The organism is Pseudomonas sp. P7759, from assembly GCF_013386445.1.
Classification (GTDB): domain Bacteria; phylum Pseudomonadota; class Gammaproteobacteria; order Pseudomonadales; family Pseudomonadaceae; genus Aquipseudomonas; species Aquipseudomonas azotoformans_A.
Window position 1 is genome coordinate 82,735 of sequence record NZ_JACART010000058.1, and the last position, 17,672, is coordinate 100,406.

The window sequence follows — 17,672 nt, forward strand, 5'->3', positions numbered from 1 at the left end:
GTTTTGTCACAAAGTCTGAATTTTCTGTTTATAGAATGCGGGCATACTTGCCCCTCGAACCGACCTGGACCCCTTATGCCCCGGCGCTTATTCAAACGATACATGCCTGACCCCAGCAGTATCAGGGAACACAAGTCATTACAGTTTCTCGGCACCTTGCTGCATGACCCGAATCTCTGGCACCTGAACCGGCACTCGGTCGCGCGCGCAATGGCTGTGGGTTTGTTCGCGGCTTTTATTCCGATTCCGTTGCAGATGCTGCTGGCCGCCGTGCTGGCGATCACCGTGCGCGGCAACATGCCCATCGCGGTCAGCCTGGTATGGCTGACCAACCCGATCACCATGCCGGTGGTGTTTATCTGCACCTACATGACAGGCGCCTGGCTGATGAATGTGCCGCCGCGCAGCCTGCCGGATGACCTGACGTGGGAATGGATCAGCGGCCAATTGAGCACGTTATGGCAACCATTCCTGCTGGGCTCGGTGGTGCTGGGGCTGGTGTTGGGTGCGATCGCGTATTGCCTGACCATGGGCTATTGGCGCTGGTGGGTGGCCCACCAATGGAAAAAACGTAAGCAGCGTCGCGCCTAGCAAGCCCGCAGGCGCAGATGCACGCGCAGCCCTTTTCCGGTGTTTTCCGCCCACAGGCTGCCGTCCTGGCGTTGCACGGCATTGCGCGCGATGCTCAGCCCAAGCCCGAAGCCACCATCGCCGGGGCGTGATCCGTCCAGGCGCGTGAACGGTGCGAAGATCCGTTCCAGGTCCCCGTCATCAATCCCGCCGCCCTGATCCTCCAGCCACATATGCCAATAGTCACCTTCACGCCGCCCATCCAGGCTGACCACACCGCCCACGGGTGAATGGCGAATGGCATTGCGCAGGATGTTTTCCAGGGCCTGGGCCAACGCATTCAGGTTGCCCCGCACCCAGCACTCCGGGCCGAGCAGGCACGGCAGGCGCGAGGCAGGCCAATCGCTCTCGAAACATGCGTTTTCGCGCAGCATGTCCCACAGCGCTTGAAGCTGGATATCTTCCCGGGGCAGCGGCGCCCGCTCGGTGTCCAGCCAGGCCAATTGCAGGCTGTCTTCCACCAGGCGTTGCATGGCATCGATTTCACGGCCGAGCCGCTCGCGCAGTTGCGTCAGGTCTTGCTCACTGTCACAGGCCACTCTCAATCGGCTCAACGGCGTGCGCAGTTCATGGGACATGTCCCGCAGCAGTTGCTGCTGCAACACCACGGTGCCCTGCAAACGCTCGGACATATGGTCGAACGCGCGGCCCAGCTCGCCCAACTCATCCTGACGACTGGTGGCGTCGTGGGACAGCCGCGTATTCAACTGGTCGGCCCGCCAGGCGTTGGCCTGCTCACGCAATTGATTGAGGGGCATGATCAGCAGCCGATACAGACCAACGCACAGCAACAGCGTAAACAGACCGGGAATCACGCCATTGGTCACCACCCGCCAGAACAGTTGATAGCGCCCCGGCATGAAACGCTGCGGCAGCTCGATCACCAGCGAACCCGCGTTGGGGTCGGCGGGAAACGGAATTTTCAGCCACGGCAGGCCTTTGACATGCCGACTCACCGGCCAGTCCAGGCCACGCAGAAAGGTCAGGCGCTGGCTTTCCTTATCGGTCAGCGGGTAGCTGCTCAGCGATTGCAAGTCATTGCCGATCACACCGATCCAGGTACTTTCGCGCTTGCCCATCTCCTGCAGCCATACATCGACGCCCGCATTGCCGCCTCGGTTCCAGGCCTGTTCCGCACGTACCGCGTAGCCACTCAAGGTGACCCGCGCTTCATCGGACAGGTAGGCGTTCTGCTGCTCCATGTATCGCCCCCACGACCAACTGAGCCAGATCATCAGCAAACAGAAGGCGATCAGCAGGCAGGCCAGCTTCCAGAATAACGAGTGCTTGCCCGGCAGGCGTTTAAAGGGCCGTTTAAAGGCTGTCATCGGCACCGCTCAACACATAGCCCTTGCCCCACACCGTGCGCACTTCGCGCTCGGTGTAGCCGATGGCCTTGAGCTTGCGGCGGATCTGGCTGATATGCATGTCCAGGCTACGGTCATGGGGTGCGTAACCGCGTTGCAGCACATGCTGGTAAAGGAAGGGTTTGCTGAGGACTTCTTCCGCGTTGCGATGCAGGGTTTCCAGCAAGCGATATTCACTGCGGGTCAGGCCAGCCCAGTGTTGCAGGTGGAAGACATCGCACAGTTCATCGTCAAATCGCAGGGTACGGGCATCGCCACGCGCGGGCGCCAAGCTCGGCAAGGGGCGTCGGTCCAAGGCGACACGGCGCAGGATGGCCTCGATGCGCACGCGCAGCTCGATCATGCTGAACGGCTTGGGCAGGTAGTCATCGGCGCCCAGGCGAAAACCGCTGATGCGATCAGCCTCGGCACCGAGTGCCGACATCAGGATCACCGGGATCGAATGGCTCTGGCGCAAATGGGTGAGAATCGACAACCCATCCAGCCCCGGCAGCAGAATATCCATCAACACCACGTCGAACACCTGGTCGCGCGCCATCTGCAGGCCTTGCTGGCCGTTCTGGCACCAGGTGACGTGGAAACCACAGCGACCCAGGTGCTCATGGACATAGGCGCCCAGCACGGGGTCATCTTCGATGGTCAGGATACTGGGCAGGCCAATTGCTACGGGATTCATTAGTATCTGCAAGTCATTCTCAATGACTGATTATTCAAGATAACCCCGCCGCAGGCAATCGCCGCTGGCCGCCAAATGCCTTCAAGATTGCCGTATGTCATTAATTTGCAAGATTCCTCGCCGCGCAAATGGCTACACTGCGCAGGTGGCGCGGGCCGGATGCCCGCGCAATTCCGTAGATATCAATGTGGTAGCAGGAGAGTGGCGTGCTGACAAGAATGGGGATAAAAGGCCGCGTACTGTTGCTGACCTTATTACCGACCAGCCTGATGGCCTCGTTGCTGGGCGGCTATTTCACCTGGATGCAGCTCTCGGAACTGCAGACCCAATTGCTGCAACGCGGCGAAATGATCGCCGAACAGTTGGCGCCCCTGGTCGCGCCCGCCCTCAGTGCGCGCAACACCGATCTGCTCGAACGCATCGCCACTCAATCCCTGGAACAGCCGGACGTGCGTGCCGTGTCCTTTCTCAGCCCAGACCGCGCGCCCCTCGCCCACGCCGGCCCGACCATGCTCAACCAGCCGCCGGTCGGCAACAGTTCCCATTTATTACAGCGCACTGGCAATGACGCCACCCGCTATTTGCTGCCGGTGTTTGGCCGCCATCGCAACCTCGCGGGCGACCTGATCCCGGATGAAGCCGACCGCCTGCTGGGCTGGGTCGAGGTGGAACTGTCCCACAACGGCATGTTGCTGCGTGGCTACCGCAGCCTGTTCGCCAGCCTGTTGCTGATCGCCATCGGCCTGATCTGCACCGCAGCGCTGGCCCTGCGCATCAGCCGCACGATCAACTCGCCCATCGGCCAGATCAAGCAAGCCGTGGCCCAACTCAAGGACGGCAACCTGGAAACCCGCCTGCCACCCTTGGGCAGCCAGGAACTGGACCAACTCGCCTCGGGCATCAACCGCATGGCCGAGACCTTGCAGAACGCCCAGGAAGAACTGCAACACAGCATCGACCAAGCCACCGAAGACGTGCGCCAGAACCTGGAAACCATCGAGATCCAGAACATCGAGCTGGACCTGGCGCGCAAGGAGGCCCTGGAGGCCAGCCGCATCAAGTCGGAGTTCCTGGCCAACATGAGCCATGAGATCCGCACGCCGCTCAACGGCATTCTCGGCTTCACCCACTTATTGCAAAAAAGCGAACTGACCCCGCGCCAACTCGACTACCTGGGCACCATCGAAAAATCCGCCGACAACCTGCTGGGCATCATCAACGAAATCCTCGATTTCTCGAAAATCGAGGCCGGCAAGCTGGTGCTCGACAGCATCCCGTTCAACCTGCGCGACTTGCTGCAAGACACCCTGACCATCCTCGCCCCCGCCGCCCATGCCAAGCAGCTGGAACTGGTGAGCCTGGTGTACCGCGACACCCCGCTGGCGCTGGTGGGCGACCCGCTGCGCCTCAAGCAGATCCTCACCAACCTGATCAGCAACGCGATCAAGTTCACCCGCGAAGGCACTATCGTCGCCCGGGCGATGATCGAGGACGAGCAAGAAGACAGCGTGCAATTGCGCATCAGCGTGCAGGACACCGGCATCGGCCTGTCCAGCCAGGACGTGCGCGCGTTGCTCCAGGCCTTCAGCCAGGCCGACAACTCGCTGTCGCGTCAACCCGGCGGCACGGGATTGGGCCTGGTGATTTCCAAGCGCCTGATCGAGCAGATGGGCGGTGAAATCGGCGTCGACAGCACGCCGGGCGAAGGCTCGGAATTCTGGATCAGCCTGAACCTGCCCAAGACCCGTGACGACGTCGAAGACTTGCCTTCCGCGCCGCTGCTGGGTCATCGTGTCGCGGTCCTGGAAAACCACGAACTGGCACGCCAGGCGCTGCAACATCAATTGGAAGACTGTGGCCTGGAAGTCACACCGTTCAACAGCCTGGAAAGCCTGACCAACGGCATCACCAGCGCCCACCAGACCGAGCAAGCCATCGACCTTGCGGTACTCGGCGTCACCGCCAATGACATCCCGCCCGAGCGCCTCAACCAGCACCTGTGGGACCTCGAACATTTGGGCTGCAAAGTGCTGGTGCTGTGCCCGACCACCGAGCAGATGCTGTTCAACCAGTCCGTGCCCAACCCCAACAGCCAGTTGCAGGCCAAGCCGGCGTGCACGCGCAAGCTGCGTCGTGCGCTGTCCGACCTGATCAGCCCGCGCCCATCACGCAGCGAACCGGGCGAACCATTGTCCAGCCGTGCACCGCGCGTGTTGTGCGTGGACGATAACCCGGCAAACCTGCTCTTGGTGCAGACGCTGCTGGAGGACATGGGCGCACGGGTGCGCGCCGTGGAAAGCGGGTATGCCGCCATCGACGCGGTGAAACAGGACACCTTCGACCTGGTGCTGATGGACGTGCAAATGCCCGGCATGGACGGCCGCCAGAGCACCGAGGCGATCCGTCAGTGGGAAAGCGAACGCAGCGGCACGCCATTGCCGGTGGTCGCCCTCACCGCCCACGCCATGGCCAACGAAAAACGCGCCTTGCTGCAAAGCGGCATGGACGATTACCTGACCAAACCCATCAGCGAGCGGCAACTGGCCCAGGTGGTGTTGAAGTGGACCGGCCTGGCCCTGCGCAATCAAGGCCCGGAAAAGGCAACGGATGGTCTTGGCCCTGGCGTGCAACTGCCCGTACTTGACCATGAAGAAGGCCTGCGCCTGGCCGCCGGCAAGGCAGATCTCGCGGCGGACATGCTCGCCATGTTGCTCGCCTCCCTGGAGGCCGACCGCCTGGCTATCACCCTTGCCCGTGACGCCAACGACAACAACGCCCTGATCGAGCGCGTGCACCGCCTGCATGGCGCCACCCGTTATTGCGGCGTACCGCAACTGCGAGCCGCCTGCCACCGCGCCGAAACCTTGCTCAAGCAAGACGACGCCAAGGCCCAGCATGCCCTGGACGAACTGGACATGGCCATTGCCCGACTCGCCAGTGAAGCGCGGGTCAACGCCTGACTTTTTACAGGAACAGGCTTTTGTGGTGAGCGAGCTTGCTGTGGCGAGGGAGCTTGCTCCCGTTGACTGCGTAGCAGTCTCCGGCTTTTTGGGGCCGCTTCGCACCCCAGCGCAAGCAAGCTTGCTCACCACAGGGTTATCTATTTATTCAGTCATTGCAGGGAGCATTTCCATGCGCGTCATTCTTTTCAGCAGCCAAACCTACGACCGCGACAGTTTTCTCGGCGAACCACTGCCGCCCGGCCTGGAACTGCAGTTCCAGCCCGCCCGCCTCAACCTCGACACCGTGGCCCTGGCCGAACATCACGAAGTGGTCTGCGCCTTTATCAACGACGACCTCAGCGCCCCGGTCCTGGAGCACCTGGCCAAGGGCGGAACGCGGTTGATCGCGCTGCGCTCGGCGGGCTACAACCATGTGGACCTGGCCGCCGCCAAGCGCCTGGGCCTGACCATCGTGCGCGTGCCGGCCTATTCGCCCCATGCGGTGGCCGAACATGCGGTCGCGCTGATCCTCGCCCTCAACCGTCGCCTGCACCGCGCCTATAACCGCACCCGCGATGGCGATTTCAGCCTGCACGGCCTCACCGGTTTCGACCTGGTGGGCAAGACCGTCGGCGTAGTCGGCACGGGGCAGATCGGCGCCACTTTTGCCAAGATCATGGCCGGCTTCGGTTGCCAGTTGCTCGCCTATGACCCCTTCCCTAACGCACAGGTGCAGGCCCTGGGCGCGCGCTACGTGAGCCTGCCCGAACTGCTGGCCCAGGCGCAGATCATCAGCCTGCATTGCCCGCTGACCGCTGACAGCAAGCACTTGATCAACGCCCGCTCCCTGGCGCAGATGCAGCCAGGCGCGATGCTGATCAACACCGGTCGCGGCGGTCTGGTCGACACCCCGGCGCTGATCGAAGCGCTCAAGGACGGCCAGCTCGGCTACCTGGGACTGGACGTCTATGAGGAGGAAGCCCAGCTGTTTTTCGAAGACCGCTCCGACCTGCCCCTGCAGGACGACGTCCTCGCGCGCCTGCTGACCTTCCCCAACGTGATCATCACCGCCCACCAGGCGTTCCTCACCCGCGAAGCCCTGGCCGCGATTGCCGGCACCACCCTGGCCAACATTGCGGCCTGGGCCGATGGGCAGGCGCAGAACCTCGTCGAAGGATGATCAGCGGTCACATACCAGGCTCATGATGAGCCAGCACCCGTGATAGGATGCCGCGCCTATTTGGAGGATCCATGGCCGAACACGATTTCCGCTTCAGTTTGCTGAGCCCGCAACACACCCTGATCGAATGCCGCGCCCTGGTGCCGGGCCGTTACCAGGTCACCGGCAACGGTGGCTCGATCAAGCATGGCGACATTTTGATCGTCTCCCTGCGCGGCAGTAAAACCCTGTCGATGCGCCTCACCGTCGAAGGTGATGCGCGCTACTCCATCCGCCCGGCGGGCCAGTGGGTCGCCATGGCCCAAGGGCCGAAGTTCGGCGAGTTGGAGATTCACACCTGGAAGGTCAACTGCGACAGCTGCGATGCGGTGTTGGAGTTTGAATTCGCGGTGGAAACCAAGCTGACCAAAGAACCGCTGCAACCGGCCGCCAACGCGCGCATTGCCGAATTGGGCTGGGCCAGCGAGGGCGACAAGCACCGCTGCCCGAAATGCCAAAAGGCCGCGCAATGAAAGGCCTGCTTCTGCTCGCCGCCGTCGGAGCGGCCCTGACAGGTTGCGCCGGGGACGCGGTCAAGCTCAAGCAGGATCACAGCTACGTGGTGGAATGGATTGGTGAACGGCCGCTGATGGACTACGCGCACCTGACCGTCACCCTCGGCGCCGATGGCCGTGCCTACGGCAACGGTGGCTGCAACCACTGGTTCGCGCCCTACACCGTCGACGGCGAAAAGCTCAGCTTCGGCCAGATCGGCAGCACCCGCAAACTCTGCGCCGAGGCCCTGATGGAGCAGGAACACCGCTTCTTTCAGGCCTTGCAAGGTGTGCAGCGCTGGGACATCTCGCCGATCGAACAGACGCGTTTCTGGCCGGCCGAGGGCAAGCCGATTCGGCTGTGGCTTGAAGAAGGCTGACAGCATCAATCTCAGGATTGAGCGAGGTCAAAATGTGGGAGCGGGCTTGCTCGCGAAGGCGGTGGACCAGTCGGCACATGCATTGACTGACCCACCGCTTTCGCGAGCAAGCCCGCTCCCACATTAGATCTGAGTTGTCGCTTCAGCCGCGCAAGGCCTTGAGCTTGGCGATCACACCCTCCGCCGTCTGCTCGCCCATCAATGTCTCACGCACCTTGCCCTTGTCATCGATGATGTAGGTCACTGGCAAGGCTTCGCTGCGTGGAATATCAAAAATCTCTTCCGGGTTCTGCGCCAGCACCGTGAACTTGATACCCAGCTTGTCGCTGGCGGCTTTCAGCTCTTCGCCCTGCACATTGTCGAAGTTGACCCCGAACACACCCACGTTCTGCGCCTTCAGTTGGTCGGCCAAGGCATTCAGCTCGGGGATTTCCGTGCGGCACGGGCCGCACCATTCGGCCCAGTAGTTGACCACCAGCCACTGCTTGTCCAAGCGTTCGGCAGCCACCTTCTTGCCATATTGGTCAACGCCGTAATCGTTACCGCAGCCGCTGAGCAGCAGGGTTGTGATGATCGCCAATGCACCGATCAGTCGCCTTGTCATGGGGTAATCCTTCGCAAAAATGAACGTTGACTGCGACCTATCGCCTCTTACGGTTTAAGGACAGGTCGCTGCGCGGGTAGAATACCCGCCACCTTACGCAAGATGCGACCCGCACATGACCGATCTGACGCTTTATCACAACCCGCGCTGCTCGAAATCCCGCGGTGCGCTGGAACTGCTAGAAGCCCGCGGCCTCACCCCGACGGTGGTGCGCTACCTGGAAACCCCGCTGAACGCCGCGCAATTAAAGGCGCTGCTGGGCAAGCTGGGCATCAGTGCCCGCCAACTGCTGCGCACCGGTGAAGATGAATACAAGGCCCTCAACCTGGCCGACGCCAGCCTCAGCGAAGCCCAGTTGATTGCGGCCATCGCCGAACATCCAAAGCTGATGGAACGCCCGATCCTGGAAACCGCCGACAAAGCCATCATTGGCCGTCCGCCGGAAAACGTGTTGGAGATCCTGCCGTGACGTCGCCCTATGTGCTGGTGCTGTATTACAGCCGCAATGGCTCGGTGAGCGAAATGGCCCGGCAGATCGCCCGGGGCATCGAGCAAGGCGGTATGGAAGCGCGGCTGCGCACCGTGCCGGCGATCTCCACCGAGTGCGAAGCCGTGGCGCCAAGCATCCCGGACGAAGGCGCGCTGTATGCCAGCCTGGATGACCTGAAGCACTGCTCGGGCCTGGCCCTGGGCAGCCCGACCCGTTTCGGCAACATGGCAGCGCCGCTCAAGTATTTCATCGACGGCACCAGCAACCTGTGGCTCACCGGCGCCCTCGTCGGCAAGCCGGCCGGAGTGTTCACGTCTACCGCCAGCCTGCACGGCGGTCAGGAAACCACGTTGATGTCGATGCTGCTGCCGCTGCTGCACCACGGCATGCTGATCACCGGCCTGCCCTACAGCGAACAAGCGCTGCTCGATACCCAGGGCGGTGGCACGCCGTATGGCGCCAGCCATCACGCCGGCCCCGACGGCAAGCGCATGCTCGATCAACATGAAATCGCCCTGTGCCGTGCCCTGGGCCTGCGCCTGGCGACTACCGCTACCTTGCTGGAGAGCGGCAGTGGCCAGAAAGCCTAAGGTCCTGCCACCCCAGGCGTGGCTGGAGCCACGGGTCAAGCTGGCACGCGGGCTGAGCCTGCTGGCGTTTTTTGGCCTGGTGGGTTTGCTCTGCGTTTACTACCTGTTCATCGCCGACCTGCATGGCGCGCGGCCGTGGGTGATCCTGCTGATCGAGCTGGTGCCAATGCTGGTGCTGGCGCCGGGCATGCTGCTGGGCAGCGCGCGCGGGCATTCGTGGATGTGCTTTGTGGTGAACCTGTATTTCATCAAAGGTGCGCTGGCGGCCTATGACCCGAACCGGCAGTGGTTCGGGGTGCTGGAGATGTTGGCGAGTCTGGCGGTGTTTTGTACGGCGTTGTTGTATGTGCGGTGGCGGCATCAGCTAAACCGCCGCCTCGCGAACTGATTCTGTAGTGAGCGGGCTTGCCCCGCTCACTACAGGTTAATGATTCACCGTGTACGCCAACATCATCGACAACTGGCACATCGGCCGCCCACTCTCGGCGTGCCATTGGTTGAACGCGCCCTGCACCGTCGCCAGGTCTCGCAGGCTGGTCGGTGCCTTGTCGACGATCTTCTGCGCGTTCAGCGCCGCCACCACGTCATAACTCGGCACAAAGGTGTCCTTGCCAACCATGCGCAAGAAGCGCGGCGCTGACAGCCCGCCAAGTTGATGGCCGTGCTTGCTCAGGTATTTCCACAGCCCGACGATATCGGTCACCGGCCAGTCGGCGATAAACGCGCCGAAGCTGCCCTTCTCCTGCTCGACGTCGAGGATCATCTGCGCATTGCGCGGTACGCTCTTGAGCTTGCCCAGGTGACGGATGATGCTGGTGTCCTGCATCAAGCGCTCCAGATGCTCAGCGCCCATCAACACGACTTTTTCCGGGTCGAAGCCGAAAAACACCTTTTCGAACGCCGGCCACTTGGCATCCACCACACTGTGCTTCAAGCCCGCACGAAACACGCGCAGCGCCAAGGTCGACAGGTAGCGATCATCGCTGATCTTGCGCAATTGCGCCGGGGTCTTGGGTACAGGCAGATGGGCTTCCAGCTCGGCCGCCGAACCGAAACGGTTCAGACAGTATTCGTGCAGCCACTTGTAATCGCGCATGCCCTCTCCTGGCAGTTGAATTGAAAACGGCGCCCGCGAGCGCCGTGTGTCAGAGCGTTGAAATGGTTCAGAGGTTCACCACATTGACGAAGCGCGAGGCGGCGGTTTCATCAATTTTCAGGCTGGTGAAGTCGAATAGGTTGCGGTCGGCCAACTGCGACGGCTGCACATTCTGCAAGCTGCGGAAGATGCTTTCGGTACGGCCTGGGGTCTTGCGCTCCCAATCCACCAGCATTTCCTTGACCACCTGGCGCTGCAGGTTTTCCTGGGAGCCACACAGGTTGCACGGAATGATCGGGAATTGCTTGAAGTCGGAGTAGGCCTGGATGTCCTTCTCGTTGCAATACGCCAGCGGGCGGATCACCACGTTACGCCCGTCATCGGCACGCAGCTTGGGCGGCATGGCCTTGAGCGAGCCATTGAAGAACATATTGAGGAAGAAGGTCTCGACGATGTCGTCGCGGTGGTGACCCAGGGCCATCTTGGTCGCGCCGATCTCGTCGGCGAAGGTGTACAGCGTGCCACGGCGCAGGCGCGAGCACAGCGAGCAGGTGGTCTTGCCTTCCGGAATCAGCTCCTTGACCACCGAGTAGGTATCTTTCTCGACGATGTGGTACTCGACGCCCAGTTCCTTGAGGTAGGCCGGCAGCACATGCTCGGGGAAGCCCGGCTGTTTCTGGTCCATGTTGACTGCGACGATCTCGAACTTGATCGGCGCGACCTTTTGCAGGTGCAGCAGCACGTCGAGCATTGTGTAACTGTCTTTGCCACCGGAGAGGCAGACCATGACCTTGTCGCCGTCCTCGATCATGTTGAAATCGGCGACCGCTTCACCGGCCAGGCGACGCAGGCGTTTTTGCAGTTTGTTCTGGTTGACCGTAAGAGTGCCCATGGCGCTTGGATCCGCTAGAGGTGTGTGACGAAAAGCCGGGTATTTTACGCAAAAAAACCATCAAAAGGGCTAGCGGTAAAAGCCCCACCGCGATTAAGCCCAATGTTTACAGCGCAATTTGCTCTAAAGGCCCTACAGTTATTCCGGTCATCACTTCCTATACTGCGACTAGAGGTCGCAGATCTATCCAGACCTTTGAGGCCATTTGGCCCGTGGGCGCTCCGATGGGGGGCGATGGTAATAACGACAGGAGTGACTGGCATGATCCATCACGTCGTGGGGCTGTTTACCCATCCCGACCAGGAATGGCGGGAAATCCGTGGCGATAAAGAAGAAAGCATCAGCCACATGTACCTCACCCATACCTTGATTCTTGCGGCGATCCCCGCCGTTTCAGCCTTTATCGGCACCACCCAGGTCGGCTGGGTCATCGGTAACCGTGCGCCGGTGATGCTGACCCAGGAAAGCGCCTTGTGGATGACCATCATGTCCTACGCTGCCATGCTGGGCGGCGTGGCGGTGATGGGCGCCTTCATTCACTGGATGGCGCGCACCTACGACGCCAACCCCAGCATGGCTCGCTGCGTGGCCTTTGCCACCTACACCGCTACGCCGCTGTTTATCGGCGGGCTGGCCGCGCTTTATCCGCATATGTGGCTGGGTATGGTCGTGGGTACGGCGGCCATCTGTTACACGGTGTACTTGCTCTATGTGGGGCTGCCGACTTTCATGAACATCGACCCGGATGAAGGCTTCCTGTTTTCCAGCTCGGTACTGGCCGTGGGCCTGGTAGTACTGGTGGCAATCATGGCGTTTACCGTGATCGTCTGGGGGCTGGGCGTGGGCCCGATCTACACCAACTGACCGTTTAAACCCTCAGGCAAAGCCACCGAAAGGTGGCTTTGTGCATCATGCATGACCATTCGGCGCCTGACAGATTCGGAAACACCCAGCTTTGCGGCATACTGGGCGTCTCTGGAGATATGGTCAGCATGCCCGAGCAACTCAATACCCGCGTCGAAGATTGTTTCCTACAAGCCGAATCCTTTTTCAAACGAAGTTTCAAACGCCCCCAGGTCAGCCTCAAGCTGCGGGGCCAGAAAGCCGGTGTCGCGCATTTGCACGAGAACCTGCTGCGTTTCAACCCACAGTTGTACCGTGAAAACAGCCAACACTTCCTGAAACAGACCGTGGCCCATGAAGTGGCGCATCTGATCGCCCACCAATTGTTTGGCGAACGCATCCAGCCCCACGGCGAGGAATGGCAATTGATCATGCGCGGGGTTTACGAACTGCCGCCGGACCGTTGCCACACCTATGAGGTGAAGCGTCGCCAGGTGACTCGTTACATCTACCGATGCCCGTGTGCGGACAGTGACTTTCCGTTCTCATCACAACGCCATGGCATGGTGGCTCAGGGGCGGCGGTACTTGTGTCGGCGGTGCCGGCAGACCTTGGTGTATACCGGCGAAACTCGCGTCGAATAGCCGTCAGGCAATTACGCGAGCGGCGCGCAGCTCGCTGATTCGCTGCGGGCTCAGGCCCAGTTCCGCCAACACTTCATCACTGTGCGCCCCCACCGCAGCACCCATATGCCTCGGTGCCGGTAACCCTTCGGAAAACTTCAACGGACAGGCCAGTTGCGCCTGGGTCGAGCCATCGCCCCGTGGTACCTGGCTGACCAGTTGCCGTGCCTTGAGCTGTGGGTGTTCCACCGCCTCACTCAGGCTCAGCACCGGCTCCACGCAAGCATCCACCCCGGCGAACAACGCGCACAGCTCATCAAAGCTGCGCGTTTCAAATTCAACTTGCAGCGCCACCTTGAGCTTGGGTGACAAACCCAGCGCCGCCAACTCCGGCCGCCCCAGCGCCTCGCAGAGCTGCTGCATAAACCCAGGCTCCAGGCTGCCCACCGACATCCAGCGCCCGTCCCGCGAGCGGTAGTAATCGTAAAAGCTACCGCCATTGAGTACATGGCCCTCACGCTCCGGCTCCACCCCACACGCCAGGTAACCCGCGCCGGCCATGGCGTTCAGGCTGAACGAACAGTCGGTCATGCTCACATCCAAATATTGACCAACCCCGCTCTGCTGCCGGGCGATGACCGCCGCCAGCAACCCCACCACTGCGTGCAACGAACCACCACCCACGTCCGCCACTTGCACACCCAATGGCAGCGGCCCGCTGTCCTGGCGCCCGGTGTAGCTGGCCACGCCGGCCAACGCCAAGTAGTTGATATCGTGCCCGGCGCGGTCCTTATAGGGCCCTGTCTGGCCATAACCGGTGATCGACACATAAATCAGCCGGGGATTGATCGCCTTCAGAGCCTCATAACCCAAACCCAGGCGGTCCATCACTCCAGGGCGGAATTGTTCGAGCAGGATGTCGTAGTCCTTCACCAGCGCCCGCACGATCTCTAGCGCCTCGGCCTGCTTGAGGTCCAGTGCCAGGCTGCGTTTATTGCGATTGAGGTAGGCGTGGCTCGCCGATGTACCCTGATCATGGGGCGGCAGCACCCGCAACAGGTCCAGGCGCGTGGGCGACTCGATACGCAGCACCTCGGCGCCCATGTCCGCCAGCATCAGTGACGCAAACGGGCCCGGCAGCAGGGTGGAAAAATCCAGCACTTTGAGGGACGCCAAGGGACCTGACATGGGCACTCCATTTCCGTTTCGACTGCCCACAGACTAGGCAGCCTTGCCCCTCACGGCAATCGCCGAAACAGTCAGCAAAGATGACCGTTTTGATCACGGCGGGCTTTTTCGTGGCGGCGGCTTTATCATTGGCCCACGTTTGCTTGCCGAGTGTTCCATGAAGTTTGCGATTGCCCTGTTTTCCGCCGCCCACGCGCCCTCCTCGCGCCGCGCCCTGCTGTTCGCCCAGGCGGCGCTGGCCGGTGGGCATGAGATTGTGCGGCTGTTTTTCTATCAGGATGGCGTGCACAGCGCATCCAACAACATCGTTGCGCCCCAGGATGAGCAAGACATCGCCCGCCAATGGCGCGAGTTTGTCAGCCAGCACCAGCTTGATGGCGTGGTGTGCATTGCCGCTGCGTTACGCCGTGGCGTTCTCAACCAGGAGGAAGCCACGCGGTACCAGCGCACAGCGGTGAATCTGGATGCGCCCTGGGCGCTGTCTGGCCTGGGGCAGTTACATGATGCGATCCAGGATGCCGACCGCCTGATCTGTTTTGGAGGGCCGTGAGATGTCTAAATCCTTATTGGTGATCAGCCGTCAGGCACCGTGGTCCGGGCCGAGCGCACGGGAAGCGCTGGATATCGTGCTGGCCGGTGGCGCATTCGATCTGCCCATCGGCTTGCTGTTCATGGATGACGGCGTGTTCCAGCTCGCTGCGCACCAGAACGCCAAGGCTGTGCAACAAAAGGACCTGAGTGCCAACCTGCAGGCACTGGAGCTGTTCGGCATTGACGATGTCTTTGTCTGCCGCCACAGCATGGCCGTGCGAGGCTTGACGCCGCCCACCGAGGCGCAACCGGTGAGCAACGACGCTATTTCCCAATTGATTGACCGTTACGACCAGGTGATTACCCTCTGATGTCGACTTTACACGTGGTGTCTCACTCCCCGTTTTCCGACAGTCGCCTCGACAGCTGCCTGCGTATCTGCGGCGCCGAGGACGCGATCCTGCTGTGCGGCGACGGCGCCTATGGGCTGCACGTCCCCGCCCTGCACACCCAGGGCGTAAAGGTGTTCGTGCTGGCCGAAGACATGCAGGCGCGCAACCTGCCGCTCCCGGACTGGGCCGACAGCGTGGACTACCCAGGTTTCGTGCAGCTGTCGATTGACTACGACAAGGTCAACACCTGGCTATGAACACCCTGACCGTAGGCGCACGTACCCTGGAACTGGACAAGGACGGTTATTTGGCCGACCGGGACGACTGGTCTGCAGAGGTCGCCCATGCCCTGGCCGCCGCCGAAGCCCTGGAGCTGACGCCGGCCCATTGGGAAATCCTCGAACTGCTGCGCCAGTTCTATGCCGAATTCCAACTGTCCCCGGCCACACGTCCGCTGATCAAGTACACCGCCTTGAAGCTCGGCCCGGAAAAGGGCAACAGCCTGCACCTCAACAAACTGTTCAACGGCACTCCCGCCAAACTCGCCGCCAAGCTGGCGGGCCTGCCCAGGCCGACGAATTGCTTATGACCGACTTTGCCCCGCTGACCCTTGAAACCCCTGCCGAGCACCCGTTTGCACAGTTCGTGCGCATCCTGGGCAAAGGCAAGCGCGGCGCGCGCAACCTCACCCGCGAGGAAGCCCGCGAAGCCATGGGCATGCTGCTCGATGAAAAAGTCGAAGACACCCAACTCGGCGCCTTCCTGATGCTGCTGCGCCACAAGGAAGAAAGCCCGGAAGAACTCGCAGGCTTCACCGAAGCCGTGCGCGAACGCCTGGATGCCCCGGCGTTGAGCGTGGATGTCGACTGGCCAACCTATGCTGGCAAGAAGCGCCACCTGCCGTGGTACCTGCTGGCGGCCAAGTGCCTGGCGCAGAACGGCGTGCGCATCCTTATGCACGGTGGCGGCGCGCATACGGCCGGACGGCTGTACACCGAGCAATTGCTCCAAGGCTTGCAGATCCCGCTGTGCCGCAACTGGCAGCAGGTCGAGGCCGCTTATGCGCAAGGCAACCTGGCGTTTATCCCGCTGGGCGACTGGGCGCCGCAGTTGCAGCGCATGATCGACCTGCGCAACACCCTGGGCCTGCGCTCGCCGATCCATTCCCTGGCGCGTTTGCTCAATCCCTTGAATGCGCGCCTGGGCCTGCAGAGTATTTTCCATCCGGGTTATCAGGGCGTGCACCGCGATGCCAGCGGCTTGCTCGGCGACAACGTGATCGTGGTGAAGGGCGACGGCGGCGAAATCGAGATCAACCCCGACTCGGCCAGCCACCTGTACGGCACCACCGGCGGCGAAAGCTGGGACGAAGAGTGGCCCGCCCTCTCCGCCCAGCGCCACGTCAAGCCGGCCACGCTCGAACCTGAGCACCTGAAGGCGTTGTGGCGCGGCGACGTCGAAGACAGCTATCCGCAACTGGCCTTGATCGCGACCATGGCCCTGGCCTTACGTGGCCTGGGCCATTCACGGGAACAGGCGTTTGTCCTGGCCCAGCAATACTGGGATGCGCGGGAAAAATCGATTTAATCGATAATTAACCCCCGGTCTTTGCGCTTTTAAATCGAACTCAGCCCTTTAGACTGGCCTCCAACGCTTATTAGCCAAGGAGCCAGTCATGGGTTTGCTGATCGAAGGACACTGGAAAGACCAGTGGTACGAAAGTAGCGCAGACGGCGCATTCCAACGGGAGCAGGCGCAACGCCGCAACTGGGTGACCGCCGATGGCGCGCCGGGCCCAAGTGGCGAAGGCGGCTTCAAGGCTGAAGCCGGCCGTTATCACCTCTACGTCTCCCTTGCCTGCCCCTGGGCCCATCGCACCCTGATCCTGCGTAAGCTCAAAGGCTTGGAAAGCCTGATCGACGTGTCCGTGGTCAGTTGGTTGATGCTGGAAAACGGCTGGACCTTCGACAAGGCTCACGGCTCCACCGGCGACAAGCTGGATGATTTCGACTTCATGCACCAGCGCTATACGGCTGACACGGCCGACTACACTGGGCGCGTGACCGTGCCGGTGTTGTGGGACAAAAAGCTCAAGCGCATCGTCAGTAATGAATCGGCGGAGATCATCCGCATGTTCAACAGCGCGTTTAATCAATTGACCGGCAATACCCTGGACTTCTACCCCGAGCCGCTGCGCCCGACCATCGACACACTGAATGAGCGTATTTACCCGGCCGTGAACAACGGCGTTTACCGCGCAGGCTTCGCGACGTCGCAGCAGGCGTATGAACGTGCGTTTGAGGATGTGTTTGCGGAGCTGGATCACCTGGAGCAGCATCTGGGTGAGCATCGCTACCTGGCCGGTGAGTACCTGACCGAGGCGGATGTACGGCTATTCACCACGCTGATTCGCTTTGATGCGGTGTATTACAGCCACTTCAAATGCAACCTGCGCAGGATTGCGGATTATCCGAACCTGTCGAATTGGCTAAGGGAGTTGTATCAGTGGCCGGGCGTGGCTGAGACGGTGGATTTTGCGCATATCAAGGGGCATTACTATGCCAGTCACCGCACGATCAACCCGACGGGGATTGTGCCGAAGGGGCCGTTGCAGCGATTTGATGCTGACCATGATCGAGAAAGGTTGAGCGGCAAATCGGTATTCGGCATGTAGTGAGCGGGCTTGCTGTGGTGAGCGGGCTTGCCCCGCGCTGG

The 17,672-nt window shown here is 61.5% G+C and carries 22 protein-coding genes; 16 read left to right on the top strand and 6 right to left on the bottom strand.

Annotated features, from left to right (window positions below; all coding sequences use genetic code 11):
* Nucleotides 1-75 precede the first annotated feature (75 nt).
* Nucleotides 76-591 carry a DUF2062 domain-containing protein gene (locus HX823_RS28975; RefSeq protein ID WP_033896799.1) on the top strand — a complete coding sequence of 172 codons (516 nt, stop codon included), beginning with the start codon at nucleotides 76-78 and terminating at the stop codon, nucleotides 589-591.
* On the opposite strand, the gene HX823_RS28980 is transcribed toward HX823_RS28975, so the two are convergent.
* Both HX823_RS28980 and HX823_RS28985 read right to left on the bottom strand, forming a co-directional pair.
* A complete protein-coding gene (locus HX823_RS28980; protein WP_177078023.1) occupies nucleotides 588-1,958 on the bottom strand; it encodes a sensor histidine kinase in 1,371 nt (456 codons plus the stop codon). The genes HX823_RS28975 and HX823_RS28980 overlap by 4 nt on opposite strands.
* The gene (locus tag HX823_RS28985) at nucleotides 1,945-2,673 is read right to left on the bottom strand and encodes a response regulator transcription factor (protein ID WP_177078025.1); all 729 of its coding nucleotides are present in this window, start codon (nucleotides 2,671-2,673) and stop codon (nucleotides 1,945-1,947) included. Before HX823_RS28985 ends, HX823_RS28980 begins: the two co-directional genes overlap by 14 nt.
* Before the next feature lie 206 nt (nucleotides 2,674-2,879).
* On the opposite strand from HX823_RS28985, the gene HX823_RS28990 reads away from it, so the two are divergent.
* From HX823_RS28990 to HX823_RS29005, 4 genes are all read left to right on the top strand, one after another.
* Nucleotides 2,880-5,633: a response regulator gene (locus HX823_RS28990; protein WP_177078027.1), complete on the top strand. Its 2,754-nt coding sequence runs from the start codon at nucleotides 2,880-2,882 to the stop codon at nucleotides 5,631-5,633.
* A 172-nt stretch (nucleotides 5,634-5,805) separates the two neighbouring features.
* Nucleotides 5,806-6,795, top strand: coding sequence for a 2-hydroxyacid dehydrogenase (locus HX823_RS28995; RefSeq protein ID WP_177078029.1), 990 nt, complete (start codon nucleotides 5,806-5,808; stop codon nucleotides 6,793-6,795).
* Between the two features lie 71 nt (nucleotides 6,796-6,866).
* Complete coding sequence (locus HX823_RS29000; RefSeq protein WP_038843717.1) at nucleotides 6,867-7,307, top strand: hypothetical protein; 441 nt, start codon at nucleotides 6,867-6,869, stop codon at nucleotides 7,305-7,307.
* Complete coding sequence (locus HX823_RS29005; protein ID WP_033896805.1) at nucleotides 7,304-7,708, top strand: META domain-containing protein; 405 nt, start codon at nucleotides 7,304-7,306, stop codon at nucleotides 7,706-7,708. Before HX823_RS29000 ends, HX823_RS29005 begins: the two co-directional genes overlap by 4 nt.
* A 142-nt stretch (nucleotides 7,709-7,850) precedes the next feature.
* Here HX823_RS29005 and HX823_RS29010 read toward each other — a convergent pair whose 3' ends face one another.
* Nucleotides 7,851-8,312 carry a TlpA disulfide reductase family protein gene (locus HX823_RS29010; RefSeq protein ID WP_038847342.1) on the bottom strand — a complete coding sequence of 154 codons (462 nt, stop codon included), beginning with the start codon at nucleotides 8,310-8,312 and terminating at the stop codon, nucleotides 7,851-7,853.
* 115 nt (nucleotides 8,313-8,427) lie between these two features.
* Between HX823_RS29010 and arsC the strand changes: the two genes are divergently transcribed.
* From arsC to HX823_RS29025, 3 genes are read left to right on the top strand one after another with little or no spacing between them, the layout of a single operon-like run.
* Nucleotides 8,428-8,781 carry an arsenate reductase (glutaredoxin) gene (gene arsC, locus HX823_RS29015; protein ID WP_177078031.1) on the top strand — a complete coding sequence of 118 codons (354 nt, stop codon included), beginning with the start codon at nucleotides 8,428-8,430 and terminating at the stop codon, nucleotides 8,779-8,781.
* Nucleotides 8,778-9,392, top strand: a complete 615-nt coding sequence (gene wrbA / locus HX823_RS29020; protein WP_028616777.1) for an NAD(P)H:quinone oxidoreductase — start codon at nucleotides 8,778-8,780, stop codon at nucleotides 9,390-9,392. Before arsC ends, wrbA begins: the two co-directional genes overlap by 4 nt.
* The gene (locus HX823_RS29025) at nucleotides 9,376-9,780 is read left to right on the top strand and encodes a DUF2069 domain-containing protein (RefSeq protein WP_177078033.1); all 405 of its coding nucleotides are present in this window, start codon (nucleotides 9,376-9,378) and stop codon (nucleotides 9,778-9,780) included. Before wrbA ends, HX823_RS29025 begins: the two co-directional genes overlap by 17 nt.
* Before the next feature lie 36 nt (nucleotides 9,781-9,816).
* On the opposite strand, the gene HX823_RS29030 is transcribed toward HX823_RS29025, so the two are convergent.
* Together HX823_RS29030 and ttcA are read right to left on the bottom strand one after the other, a co-directional pair.
* Nucleotides 9,817-10,488 carry a DNA-3-methyladenine glycosylase I gene (locus tag HX823_RS29030; protein ID WP_177078035.1) on the bottom strand — a complete coding sequence of 224 codons (672 nt, stop codon included), beginning with the start codon at nucleotides 10,486-10,488 and terminating at the stop codon, nucleotides 9,817-9,819.
* Nucleotides 10,489-10,555: 67 nt separating this feature from the next.
* Complete coding sequence (gene ttcA / locus HX823_RS29035; protein WP_016977557.1) at nucleotides 10,556-11,380, bottom strand: tRNA 2-thiocytidine(32) synthetase TtcA; 825 nt, start codon at nucleotides 11,378-11,380, stop codon at nucleotides 10,556-10,558.
* Between the two features lie 261 nt (nucleotides 11,381-11,641).
* Between ttcA and HX823_RS29040 the strand changes: the two genes are divergently transcribed.
* Nucleotides 11,642-12,244 carry a Yip1 family protein gene (locus tag HX823_RS29040; protein ID WP_038847350.1) on the top strand — a complete coding sequence of 201 codons (603 nt, stop codon included), beginning with the start codon at nucleotides 11,642-11,644 and terminating at the stop codon, nucleotides 12,242-12,244.
* 128 nt (nucleotides 12,245-12,372) lie between these two features.
* Complete coding sequence (locus HX823_RS29045) at nucleotides 12,373-12,867, top strand: SprT family zinc-dependent metalloprotease (protein WP_177078037.1); 495 nt, start codon at nucleotides 12,373-12,375, stop codon at nucleotides 12,865-12,867.
* 3 nt (nucleotides 12,868-12,870) lie between these two features.
* Here HX823_RS29045 and HX823_RS29050 read toward each other — a convergent pair whose 3' ends face one another.
* Nucleotides 12,871-14,034 (bottom strand): CaiB/BaiF CoA-transferase family protein, encoded by a 1,164-nt coding sequence (locus HX823_RS29050; protein ID WP_177078039.1) that lies wholly within the window; start codon nucleotides 14,032-14,034, stop codon nucleotides 12,871-12,873.
* Between the two features lie 157 nt (nucleotides 14,035-14,191).
* Here HX823_RS29050 and tusD point away from each other — a divergent pair, with 157 nt between their 5' ends.
* From tusD to HX823_RS29080, 6 genes are all read left to right on the top strand, one after another.
* The gene (gene tusD, locus HX823_RS29055) at nucleotides 14,192-14,584 is read left to right on the top strand and encodes a sulfurtransferase complex subunit TusD (RefSeq protein ID WP_033896872.1); all 393 of its coding nucleotides are present in this window, start codon (nucleotides 14,192-14,194) and stop codon (nucleotides 14,582-14,584) included.
* A 1-nt stretch (nucleotide 14,585) separates the two neighbouring features.
* On the top strand, nucleotides 14,586-14,936 hold the full coding sequence (tusC, locus tag HX823_RS29060) for a sulfurtransferase complex subunit TusC (RefSeq protein WP_177078041.1): 351 nt from the start codon (nucleotides 14,586-14,588) through the stop codon (nucleotides 14,934-14,936).
* Complete coding sequence (tusB, locus tag HX823_RS29065) at nucleotides 14,936-15,214, top strand: sulfurtransferase complex subunit TusB (RefSeq protein ID WP_033896811.1); 279 nt, start codon at nucleotides 14,936-14,938, stop codon at nucleotides 15,212-15,214. Before tusC ends, tusB begins: the two co-directional genes overlap by 1 nt.
* Entirely contained in the window at nucleotides 15,211-15,546 is a 336-nt protein-coding gene (locus HX823_RS29070; RefSeq protein ID WP_177078043.1) for a TusE/DsrC/DsvC family sulfur relay protein, read from the top strand. Before tusB ends, HX823_RS29070 begins: the two co-directional genes overlap by 4 nt.
* On the top strand, nucleotides 15,543-16,544 hold the full coding sequence (locus HX823_RS29075) for a glycosyl transferase family protein (protein WP_177078045.1): 1,002 nt from the start codon (nucleotides 15,543-15,545) through the stop codon (nucleotides 16,542-16,544). The genes HX823_RS29070 and HX823_RS29075 overlap by 4 nt, the downstream gene beginning before the upstream one ends.
* Nucleotides 16,545-16,632: 88 nt before the next feature.
* Nucleotides 16,633-17,631 (top strand): glutathione S-transferase family protein, encoded by a 999-nt coding sequence (locus HX823_RS29080; RefSeq protein WP_177078047.1) that lies wholly within the window; start codon nucleotides 16,633-16,635, stop codon nucleotides 17,629-17,631.
* The last annotated feature ends 41 nt before the right edge of the window (nucleotides 17,632-17,672 follow it).